8 protein-coding genes are annotated in these 10,845 nt (G+C 58.2%); 1 reads left to right on the top strand and 7 read right to left on the bottom strand.

Annotation, left to right across the window (positions count from 1 at the left end):
- The first annotated feature begins 10 nt into the window (after window positions 1-10).
- A complete protein-coding gene (locus tag D109_RS0131595; RefSeq protein ID WP_017480447.1) occupies window positions 11-412 on the top strand; it encodes a response regulator in 402 nt (133 codons plus the stop codon).
- A gap of 41 nt (window positions 413-453) precedes the next feature.
- Here the strand turns inward: D109_RS0131595 and D109_RS1000000134500 are convergent, their stop codons facing one another.
- The 7 genes from D109_RS1000000134500 to D109_RS0131630 all read right to left on the bottom strand — a co-directional run bounded on the left by D109_RS1000000134500 (window position 454) and on the right by D109_RS0131630 (window position 10,593).
- Window positions 454-1,059, bottom strand: coding sequence for a hypothetical protein (locus D109_RS1000000134500; protein ID WP_177325551.1), 606 nt, complete (start codon window positions 1,057-1,059; stop codon window positions 454-456).
- Window positions 1,028-2,803: a hypothetical protein gene (locus D109_RS01000000132275; RefSeq protein ID WP_152416437.1), complete on the bottom strand. Its 1,776-nt coding sequence runs from the start codon at window positions 2,801-2,803 to the stop codon at window positions 1,028-1,030. The genes D109_RS1000000134500 and D109_RS01000000132275 overlap by 32 nt, the downstream gene beginning before the upstream one ends.
- Window positions 2,794-5,139 (bottom strand): hypothetical protein, encoded by a 2,346-nt coding sequence (locus tag D109_RS0131610; protein WP_026078349.1) that lies wholly within the window; start codon window positions 5,137-5,139, stop codon window positions 2,794-2,796. The genes D109_RS01000000132275 and D109_RS0131610 overlap by 10 nt, the downstream gene beginning before the upstream one ends.
- Before the next feature lie 138 nt (window positions 5,140-5,277).
- Window positions 5,278-6,948: a response regulator gene (locus tag D109_RS0131615; protein ID WP_017480449.1), complete on the bottom strand. Its 1,671-nt coding sequence runs from the start codon at window positions 6,946-6,948 to the stop codon at window positions 5,278-5,280.
- Complete coding sequence (locus D109_RS0131620; RefSeq protein WP_026078350.1) at window positions 6,945-8,447, bottom strand: ATPase domain-containing protein; 1,503 nt, start codon at window positions 8,445-8,447, stop codon at window positions 6,945-6,947. Before D109_RS0131620 ends, D109_RS0131615 begins: the two co-directional genes overlap by 4 nt.
- A gap of 121 nt (window positions 8,448-8,568) precedes the next feature.
- Window positions 8,569-9,627, bottom strand: coding sequence for a lipopolysaccharide assembly protein LapB (locus tag D109_RS0131625; protein ID WP_017480451.1), 1,059 nt, complete (start codon window positions 9,625-9,627; stop codon window positions 8,569-8,571).
- Between the two features lie 75 nt (window positions 9,628-9,702).
- Window positions 9,703-10,593, bottom strand: coding sequence for a bestrophin family protein (locus D109_RS0131630; protein WP_017480452.1), 891 nt, complete (start codon window positions 10,591-10,593; stop codon window positions 9,703-9,705).
- Between the last annotated feature and the right edge of the window lie 252 nt (window positions 10,594-10,845).

Consider the following 10,845-nt stretch of genomic DNA (forward strand, 5'->3'; position numbering starts at 1 on the left):
AAGGCTTCCCATGAGTGAAGATGCACAAGATGTTGTACTGATCGTCGAAGATGACGAATCGATTATGTTTGTGTTGGGCGAGTACCTGTCGGGGCTTGGGTACCGGGTGTTGAAGGCGATTGACGGTGAGCAGGCGTTCGAAATCCTCGCCACCAAGCCGCACCTGGACCTGATGGTCACCGACTATCGCCTGCCAGGCGGTATCTCCGGCGTGCAGATCGCCGAGCCTGCGATCAAGCTGCGACCGGAATTGAAGGTGATCTTTATCAGCGGTTACCCGCAGGAGATTCTCGACTGCAACAGCCCGATCACGCGCAATGCGCCGATCCTGGCCAAGCCGTTTGATCTGGATACGTTGCAGGAACATATCCAGCGGTTGTTGGTGCGACCATCGGGTGCTGCCGGCGCCTGATTGACCGTCAGAGCGCAGGCAGAACGGATAGGTCAGCCGTCTCAGTCGTCGGCCATGTCGAACACCTGTGCTCTCTGGTTCTGATCGAACACCGTCGGTACATTATTATTGCCCTCTATCAACTTGTAGCTTCCATCGGGATTGATATCAATACCGGATGCCGTGCCAATGGTTGTTGATTCGGGTTGTTTTTTGACGATATCCAACAATACCTTTTGTTCGTTGTGACTTTGGCCCAAGGCAACGCCTATTCCTACCGGGCTCTTGGTCAAATCGCCTCCCAGAAATATGACTTTTCCGCCATTTGCCAGGTCCGCATCCAGTTGCTTTAGGGTGGTATACATTTCATCGCTCGGAACGCCACCCTGAAAGTGCATCAATGTTCGCTTATGATAGATGCCGTCCCTGAAGTCGGTGAGCACTGCAATCGCCGTGCAATTGCTGAGGCCACGAGTACTCAGCACTGAACGGCCATCCGTGGTCGTGGCGAAGTCCGATATAGGGACATCGATCCGCTCGACTTGCGGTGTGACAGGAGCGGGCAGGGCGGGACTGGTTGTTGTGCTGGTTGATTTAACAGCAAGGGGGGCGTCATATAACGGTTTAACTTGAAAATCAAAAACATCGTTTTTTTTTCTTCCAGTCATTGGTGTGGTCAACGACCTGAAACTCCAATTTGCTCGAGTCAGTACTATAGGTTTTATATTGCGGAAACAGTTTTTTATCGTGGGTCAGTTTTTCCAGTGCCTTTTCCATGGCGTCTGCACTTTTGAAGTTGGCAAGGCCAAAGTTGGGCTCATAAAAGAAATAGCTTTTGCTGGCACCCTCGATTTTTACGCCGGCCGTCATTGCGTGGTCTGGAGTGGCGATCATGACAGACTTTGAAACAGTGGAGTTGGCCAGTTCATCGACCATGTTTTTAACTGAAAGCTGTCGTACGGTTTGGCCTGCACTAAAGGCAGTTGGTGTCCTGACTCTAGTATGGATCTTAGAGAGCCCCTCAATAAAACTTCTGGAGGCAGGATCCCTTGGAAAAGCTGCTGCGGTCAGCATGTTTTTGATTAATATCTTCTCTTTTCCTTCCGCCATGGCACTTGCCATCACGTAGGAAAGTGCAGCACATTGACCATCGCTCAGTTGCACTGTTTGAGAAATGTAGACAATTTGTGGCATCGGTATGACTTCCCCGAAACGAGGCTCAATATTATCGATAAACCTGGCTGATCCACTCCGACTGAGATCATAGATGAGATCGTCATATCGCTTGACCACCATCCCGACTTGCTCTGCCGTGAGGTTTTTCTTGTCGGCGACAAGTTTCATGAGATCCGGTATTTTCATGCTATGCGAGAAGCCACTTATCGTTTCAGGGTCTTCTCCAGAGGAGTAACCGCGCTCAAAGGAGTTTTTTTCGGGACCGTCTCGATGAGTATTAACAGTCTTTTTCCATTGGGTGACAACGGTAGGGTCGACTTTCGTGGTGATGTCTTTCTCCGTGGCCCATTTTCCGAGGTCTTCCGAATTTAATTTTGCAGAAGGCACAAAGTCTGTCAGCGCAGGGCCATACGCACTTCGAGTGATGGGGTCGTAGTGATGCCATCTGCCATTTTGAAGTACGGCAGGCCCTTCGACTACGTCATTGTTGAGCTTGAAAGTGCCTGCTGAGGACGCATCGAAACGTTTGCTGGCGTTTACGAGATCATAGCTATCGGCCGCGTTCGTCAGTGTTCTAAACGCTTTTTGGCCCTGATTGAATCCTGCTTTGCCCAGCGCACCAATGCCGCGCACCAGGTCAGCAGCCCCATCCAGTGGATTAAGACTGCCGATGGCCGCCCGCCCAACGGTCTTCAACACGCTCCCAGCCTTTGCAAGGGTTGAGGCACCGGCCGACAGCACTTTGGCCCCCCGCGCCGCAGCGCCCAGGCCCACGACAAACCCGAGCGCATCGAACAGCACGTCAGTGACCCCCGCTGCGGTATTACCTTTTATGAAGTTATTGATGGCGGAGCGCAGCGGGATCAGGTTCAGCAGGAATTCCTGGACCTTCTTGTAGGTGGGCACCTCGGTATCGAATGTTGTCTGGCCCCTGGCTTCTGCCTCCAGCTCGCGGATGCCGCTATGTTTGGCCATCGCATTGGCAATGTAGCGGGTCTTTTCGCTGAAAAAGTTGTTGGGCGTACCCTCCTGGTGCTTTTCGTCGGTGACGCCCCGCAAGTAGGTGCCGTCTGGCTCGACCTCCTTCAGCGCTCTCCCGGTCACGGTATGGCCTTCGGTATACACCATGTCTCCCACGGGGTGGTCTTTCAGTTCATTACGTTTGCGAACGCGGTTTTGTTTCAGGTCGATTTCATAAACATTTTTGACGCCGTTGAGTTCGGTTTTTACAAGCAATACATGGGTTTTTTTGTCGTTGTCGAGCGAAGGGGGGCATGGAGTGCTCTGGTGTATCTGATATACGTAGTTTCGCTGAGCGGGGTGATTTTTCCCTGCTCAATGTTTTTTCTGTCCTCAAGAGGAAGCGTTGCAATCAGGTTTTTGACCTGGGCGGCTATCCCCTTTTCCGTCGCGAGAAAATACTTTTGAATCGCCGTATCAAACTGATCATTGATATTGGGAAGGCCGTAGGTGTTTGTTTTAGGCTTGACCCTGTCGTCTCCTGACCACCAACCGAAAACGTCCTCTGGCTTCTTATGGAGATAACCCTTCATATAAAGATCTACCAGCGAATAGGGGCCAGGGTAGTCGGCTTTTGGAGGGTTTACATAGATAAGTTCATCCTCCACTGGAGCATCATGACCGTAGACCCTCTTGAGCACTTCAATGGCCATCTCCCTGCGCGTGGGAACAGGGGCTGACAGGGCCGACGAGGCTTCGCTCAACTCGCGAATCTGAGCATTGAATTTCATGAATACGACGCTCATCTGATCGGCGGTGTAGTCATCCTGGGTGTTCACCAAAAGTACGCCGTTGGCCACCCCCCAATCTTTAAGCGCATCCCGTTGGGCCATTTTTTCGACCTGACGGTCCTGGGGGGTAAGTGGCGCCACATCGGCCAGCTTCATGACCTCCGAAAAGCTCATGCGCGAGGTTGAGCCGGGCGCCCGGGCCTCAAGGCGTGCCACGGCGACGCTGAAGGTGACCCAGGTATGAGAGCCGTAGGTGACCTTGTCGGGGATACCCTTGACCAAAAAGGCGGGCGCCTTGCGCGACAGCAGCAGGTGGGCTGCGACGGGCGCCATCTCGGCGCTGGCGCGTCCGTTGGCAACCAGATGGCTGGCCAGGCCCCGTGTGACGGTTGAAGGGTGTTTGCCCCAGTGTTCAGGACGAGCCAGGTCAAAGCCGGCTACGCCAGTCCTGATCGGGCTTGAGGTGGTGCCTGCTTCGGATCCCTCATCGAGGGAGGCGCCCAGGGCACCCAGGGTCCAATCGTCGATGCTCTGCGGGGTCGACGGCGCGTTGAATTGTTCCTGCAACGCCTGGCCCAGCGCTTGAGCCTTGGGTGTGGCCAGAAGCTTTTCCATTAAAAGGTGCGGGTTTTCCCGCTCGTAGGTTGAGTACTGTTGGCCAGAGGTCAGATAGTCAAACACGCCTTTACGCGCATCATAATTTTGCAGGTCACTGATACCCAGAGTGTTTTGGCTCAGGGCATTTTTCATGCGCTGTCGATCGTCATCGCTCAATGGAACGGGCCAGGACAAGGCTCCGCCGTAATCTCCCCGGGCGGTTTGCAAAAGTGGATGCATATCCAGGAAACGGCCAAGCTGGAGTAGTTCATCGCGGTTAGTGGGCAGGTCCAACTGGTTATCGTGTAAGTATTTTCCGAGGGTGACGGTTTCCTCTCCCTTCAACCGCCGGGGCGAGTCGGGATGCAGCGGGATGATGAGGCCTGGCGCGCGGTCGCGGATGTATTGATCCCTTTGCGCGTTGAGCCTGCTCTCGTACCGCGCCCCCAAAGAAGAACGCTCTATCATTCCGGTGTTATAGGCGTTTTCCGCCCCGCGAAAGAGACCTGACAGCACGTTATAGGCGCGTACCCTGTCATGAGCCGCGCCCAGCCGGGCCTTTTGGTCGTTCAAAGCTGTTTCGGATCGTTTGGCTTCAGGTTTTGCGCGGTCAAAGGTTTTGGAGTGTTCGAGTTCTGCCGCCCGATTCCCTTTGATGGCTTGGTGGAAGTCAGGTTCGCCATAAAAATCGGCGACGTCCTGGTAAGTCGCTGTCCTGGCGTTTGAGGGGGTGAAATAAACATAAGAATATTGCGACGTCAGTGCTTTGGCGGCCTGCATGATCGGCGCCATCATTGAATTCCATTTATAGTCGTTGTCGACGCCCGAAAACCTTTTGCGCTGACCGCCGACGATGGGTGTGATGGAACCGTCGCCGTGATTGATCTCAGTCGACTTCCTAAGATCAATGCCCTGGCTTTTTGCCCAAGAGGCAAAGTCTGGGTTTTGCATCACCTTGTGCAGGTGTGACCACCACTGGCCGAAGGACGAGGCAGGGGGGATGTTTGTAATATCGTTGAGCTTTCCAGTGCTCGCTGCGGTGCGCAGTGTTTGCGCAAACAATCCCGCCAGCTCACTGTCGCCTTTGGCCTGCTCGCTGGGTTCGGGTGATGTAGCCAGAGGTTGTGCAGGCGCAGCAGCCTGCGGCTGGGCAGAAGGCTGCTGCGCGTCGGCATTTGCGGGCAGTTGCAGAGGAGGAGCAAGGCGGGACGCAGAAATGGTCATGGGCTTCCTTATCGAGTAAGTGTAGGAAACGCCCCGGAGAAACTTTGCTCCCCAAGGTATACACCTACGTACCCGAACCCACGGTGCCGATTCCAAACCACCGGCAACCAATGATTGCCGGGTTTTGCTGGGCCTACCTCACGCCCGGATCATCTCCCGTACTTTCGCCGTCAACAAATCAAAGGTGAACGGCTTGGTGATCATCTGCATGCCCGGGTCCAGGAAACCACCGCGCACCGCGGCGTGCTCGGCATACCCGGTGATAAACAACACCTTCAACTCCGGGCGCACCTGCCGTCCGATCTCCGCCAGTTGCCGGCCATTCATGCCCGGCAGGCCAACGTCGCTGATCAGCAGGTCGATGCGCTGGCTGGACTCGATGATCGGCATGGCACCGTCGGCGTCACCGGCTTCGACGAAGGCATAGCCCAGTTCGCTCAACACGGCGCTGACCAGCACTCGCACGGCCGGGTCGTCTTCGACGATCAACACCGTCTCGCCAGCGTTGGCGAACGGCAGCAGTGCCGGGTTGAGCGGTTCATCTGCAATGACCTCGCCGACAAACCGCGGCAGGAACAGGCTGACGGTGGTGCCCTGACCCACCACGCTGTGGATCGACACATGCCCATGGGACTGGCGCGCAAACCCGTAGATCATCGACAACCCCAGCCCGGTGCCCTGGCCGATGGGTTTGGTGGTGAAGAACGGGTCAAATGCACGGCTGATCACGCTCTCGGGCATGCCGCAGCCGGTGTCCCTGACGCTCAGTTCCACATAGTCGCCGGGTGTGAGGGGGCCGTAGGCGGCGGTAAACACACTGTCCAGGTGGCGGTTGGTGGTTTCCACCACCAGTTTGCCGCCGTTGGGCATTGCATCCCGGGCATTGATGGCCAGGTTGAGCAGGGCGCTTTCCAGTTGATTGGGGTCGACTTCTGCGGTCCATAACTGTTCGGTCAGGCGGATGTCCAGGGTGATGCTTTCGTTGAGGCTGCGTTGCAGCAGCTCGCCCATCGAACTCACCAATTGATTGATCTGTACCGGTTTTGAATCCAATGACTGGCGACGGGAAAAGGCCAGCAAGCGGTGGGTCAGGGCCGCCGCGCGGTTGGCTGAAGTGACACCCAGGTCGATCAGGCTGTCGAGGTCTTCGGTGCGGCCCCGGGCGACACGCCTTCGCAGCAGTTCGAGACTGCCGATAATCCCGGTCAGCATGTTGTTGAAGTCATGGGCGATACCGCCGGTCAATTGGCCGACGGCTTCCATTTTCTGCGACTGGCGCAGCGCCTCTTCGTTATTGCGCAGCTGCGCCGTGCGTTCTTCCACCTGTTGTTCAAGGGTTTCCAGCGTGCTTTGCAGGCGCTGTTCGCTCTGGCTCAGGTCGATCAAGCGGTCACGTGCCTCGTATTGCCGGCGGCGTCCGCGCAGGGCCGTGGTCACAAGGCTGATCAGGGTGATCGGATGGAACGGCCGCTCCAGGAACGTCACGTTGCCCAGCAGCGCACTCAAGCGTGATGACCCGTTCTGTTCGCTGCCGCCATGATGAGTCATCAGCACGATAGGCAGGTCCGACCAGGCCGGCTGTTGGTGCAGGTAGCTCAGCAGCGGTTCCAGATCGACACCGTGCATGGCTTCGGCGGCCACAATCAGCAAGCCGGCGCCCTGTTCCAGTTCCTCGCACAGCATCTGCAAATGGCTGGCGATGATGCCGTTGAACCCGGCTTCATTGAGCATCATCAAGGCGAGGGAGCTGTCGCGGCCCAGGGGCGCCAGGATGATCGCCCGTTCGGAAATGGCCGGTAGGCCACTCATGAACTTTCATCCTTGAGCAGCGGGTTATCGGTGCCCATGTAGGTCGGCACGCCGCGCAATACTCCCTGGAACGCTTCGAGGGGGGCGCCGATGGTCATGCCCCGGCCTCCGATACGGTATTCACGGATCGTCGACTCATGGCTGCCGGTGCGTTTCTTGATGATCGAAATCGCCCGCCGCACCTTGCCCAAGGCTTCGAAGTAACGCAGCAGGATCACGGTGTCGGCCAGATAGGTAATGTCCACCGGCGCCTGCATGTCACCCACCAGCCCATGCTGGGCGACGGTCATGAAGGTCGCGGCGCCACGGCGGTTGAGGTACAGCAGCAGCTCGTGCATGTGCAGGATCAGCGCGTTTTCTTCCGGCATCGCGGCCTGGTAGCCGTTGACGCTGTCGATCACCACGGTCTTGATCCCGCGTTCGTCCACGCAGCGGCGCACCCGGTGGGAGAACTCGCCGGGGGACAACTCGGCGGCGTCCACTTGTTCGATCAGCAGGTTGCCGGTGGCTTGCAGGGCGTCCAGGTCGATGCCCATGTTGCGCATGCGCTCGAACAGCAGGCCCAGTTCTTCGTCAAAAATGAACAGGGCGGCCTTTTCGCCCCGGGAGACGGCCGCTGCGGCGAAGATCATCGAAATCAGGGATTTGCCGGTACCGGCCGGGCCCAGGATCAAGGTGCTGGAACCGGTTTCGATACCGCCGCCCAGCAATGCATCCATCTCGCGGATGCCGCTGGTGAGGGTCTGGCGGTTGTAGCCGCCACGGTGCTCGGCCGCCACCAGGCGCGGGAACACATGGACGCCGTCTTCCATGATGGTGAAGTCGTGATAGCCACCGCGGTACTTCTGGCCACGGTACTTCACGATCCGCACGCGGCGGCGCTCGGCGCCGTAGTTGGGGGTCAGCTCTTCCAGGCGAATCACGCCGTGGGCCACGCTGTGTACGGTTTTGTCGAGGGATTCGGTGGTCAGGTCATCCAGCAGCAACACCGTGGCGTCGTAGCGCACGAAGTAGTGCTTGATTGCGAGGATCTGCCGGCGATAGCGCAGGGAGCTTTGCGCCAGCAGGCGGATTTCCGAAAGGCTGTCGATGACGACGCGGGTGGGCTTGACCCGCTCCACCACTTCGAAGATCTGGCGAGTGGCTTCGCCCAGCTCAAGGTCCGAGGAATACAGGAGGCTTTGCTGGTGCTCGGCGTTGAGCAGGCTTTCGGGGGGCGTCAGTTCAAAGATGTGAATGTGTTCGTCCAGGTCCCAACCATGGGACTTGGCACCCTGGCGCAACTCACGCTCGGTTTCCGACAGGGTGATGTACAGCGATCGTTCGCCGTTTTTTGCGCCGGCCTGGAGGAAATGCAGGGCCACGGTGGTTTTACCGGTGCCGGGTTCACCTTCCAGCAGGAACAAATGGCTACGGGAAAGCCCCCCGGCAAGAATGTCGTCCAGACCTTCAATACCGGTGGCCGCCTTTGCTGTGAACAGCTCTTTGGATGTAGACAAGAAGTGCCCTCGGGTCACAAATAAGTAGTCGGCAGCGCCGGCTGGGGCGCGCCATATTTACTTGACCGTAGCGGCATGTAGCGGTTCAACGTTTTGTGTCAATTACAGCTTTTCGCAGTCCCTACAAGCCTTGCTGCAACGCCGGATCGTCCGGGTTTTGCTGTTCCAGCTGGGCCAGCAACACCTGCACATTCTGCAGCTGGCCGGTTTCCTTCCAGTAGTTGACCAGCAAGACCCGCGCCTTGCGATTGGCCGGGTTGCGCTGGACGATTTCTTCCAGTTGGCGCTGTGCGGCTTCGAGTTCCTCTTGTGCGTGCAGGGTGGTTGCCAGGTCGTAGCGGTAATCCTGATTGTTCGGCTCCAGCTCCACCGCCCGGGACAGGCTGAGCAGGGCAAATGCGCGCTCGCCATGGTGCAGCAGCCACATGCCCAGGGCATGCTGCAGGTAGGCGGAATCAGGATGGGCCTGCAACTGCTTCGCCAGGAGCTGGCGGGACTCGTCGACCTTGCCCTGCTTGTCCAGCAGTTCGATTTGCGCGACCACTGCTTGCAGGTTATCCGGTTGCAGGCGCATTGCCTGTTCCAGGGCATTTTGGGCATCGGGCAGCAGCGCACTGTGAATGTACAGGCGTGCCAGCTGAATCCAGCCTTCGGGGCTTTCGGGCTGGGCCTTGAGCAACTTCACGTATTCGTCGAGTACCTGCTGCAAGGGGCCGAAGTACAGGCCCAGGGTGTCGGGAGACAGCCCCAGCAAGGCATTGGCCGCCGCAAACCGGACGCTTTGCTCTGGGTCATCCAGCAAGGGGCCCAGCAACAGCGTGCGCTGGCCGCTGGGCACCAGGCCGACAATGCTGTGAATCGCCGCCTCACGCACCATGGGCGCGTCATTGGCCAAGTCCTTGTCCGCCAGCTTCAGGGCCTGGGGGCTGGGGTAGTTGGGCAGTTCGGCATGCAGGGCAGCGCGGCGCACATCGGAGAGGTCCGGGCGACCCAGTTGTTGATACAGCACGCGGGCGGCGCCGGGTTCGCCGTTATGCGCCTGTTTCAGGGCCTTCGCGTAGCCGTGGGCGATGGCCGGGGGCACCACCACCGGTGACGTACGGGTGAAATACCAGGTGATCAGCACAATCAACAACAGGGCGCACAGGCCGATGATGGAGTAACGGCGTGACTTTGACATGCAGGCGTCCGAAAGCTTGGCAGCTAGTGCAAAGCCACCAGCTTCGGTCAGGTCACCGCGAGTGTCAAACCCGCATCACGTCAGCACGAATTCAATGGGCTCAAGGGCTGGCGGCAGCTCGGTTTCGCCGAGGGCCGCGAGAATCTCGCGCTCCAGGGTGCGCAGGATGGCGTTGCAGGGCAGGTCGTTTTCGTCAAAGCCGAAGGGGTCTTCGAGGTCGTCGCCGATTTCATCCAGGCCGAAGAAGGTGTAGCTGACGATCGCGGTAAACACCGGCGTCAGCCAGCCCAGCGGCTCGGCCATGGCGAAGGGCAGCAGAATGCAGAACAGGTAGATGGTGCGGTGCAGCAGCAGGGTATAGGGGAAGGGCAGCGGCGTGTGCTTGATCCGCTCGCACGAGGCCTGGACCTGGCTCAGGCCGTATAGCCGGGTTTCGAGTTGGGTGTAGCGCCAGTCGCTGATGTGGCCTTGTTCGGCGAGTGTGGAGCAGCGGGCGCCGAGGTCTTGCAGGATGCTGTCGGGGAGGTTGGGGTGGCTGGCTTTGGGGTTGACCCACGGCTTGATTGCCTGGGCTTCATCTTCCAGGCGCAGGCGGGCGATCAGGCCGTGGGCGAAGCCGCACAGGCCACGTAGTACGCTTTCTCGATCGGTGGGGCTGAGGATTTGGGTTTCGCGGATCAGCGAGCGTATTTCGATGATCATCTGGCCCAGTTGTTTGCGGCCTTCCCACCAGCGGTCGTAGCAGGCGTTGTTGCGGAAGCTCATGAAGATCGACAGTGACAGGCCGAGGAGGGTGAAGGGTGTGGCGTTGACCTTGGAGAAGTAGGCCGGGTGCAGGGTTTCGACCAGCACGATGACGGAGGCCAGCAGGGTGACCAGCAGGCTGCGCAGGGCGATGCGCTTGGCGATTGAGCCCTTGAGGGAGAACAGGATGCCGAGCAGGTTGGGTTTGGGACGGACGATCATGGGCGGGCTTCTTGGGTGGCGCAGGCTGTCAGGGTAGAAGCATGTCTGCGTTGCGTCCAATTGCTTGGGCTGACTGGGTGATTGGTGGGGTCTATCGTTGGGGCTTTGGGTGTACATATCCGTTATTTAGGTAACGGCCACTTGTGGTTCCGCTCTTACAGCGGGTCACTTTTGGCAAACGCCCGGAATGCCGGCCCAGCCAAAAGTAACCAAAAGGTCTTTGCCCCACCACTCGGTGCCTCGCCTAGGCTC

This window comes from Pseudomonas sp. PAMC 26793, from assembly GCF_000313235.1.
Classification (GTDB): Bacteria; Pseudomonadota; Gammaproteobacteria; order Pseudomonadales; family Pseudomonadaceae; genus Aquipseudomonas; species Aquipseudomonas yamanorum.

Excerpts from the sequence above, each read along its gene's own strand:
- D109_RS0131595 (WP_017480447.1), top strand. The coding sequence starts at position 11 with ATGAGTGAAGATGCACAAGATGTTGTACTGATCGTCGAAGATGACGAA.
- D109_RS1000000134500 (WP_177325551.1), bottom strand. The coding sequence starts at position 1,059 with ATGACTGGAAGAAAAAAAAACGATGTTTTTGATTTTCAAGTTAAACCG.
- D109_RS0131610 (WP_026078349.1), bottom strand. The coding sequence starts at position 5,139 with ATGACCATTTCTGCGTCCCGCCTTGCTCCTCCTCTGCAACTGCCCGCA.
- D109_RS0131615 (WP_017480449.1), bottom strand. The coding sequence starts at position 6,948 with ATGAGTGGCCTACCGGCCATTTCCGAACGGGCGATCATCCTGGCGCCC.
- D109_RS0131625 (WP_017480451.1), bottom strand. The coding sequence starts at position 9,627 with ATGTCAAAGTCACGCCGTTACTCCATCATCGGCCTGTGCGCCCTGTTG.
- D109_RS0131630 (WP_017480452.1), bottom strand. The coding sequence starts at position 10,593 with ATGATCGTCCGTCCCAAACCCAACCTGCTCGGCATCCTGTTCTCCCTC.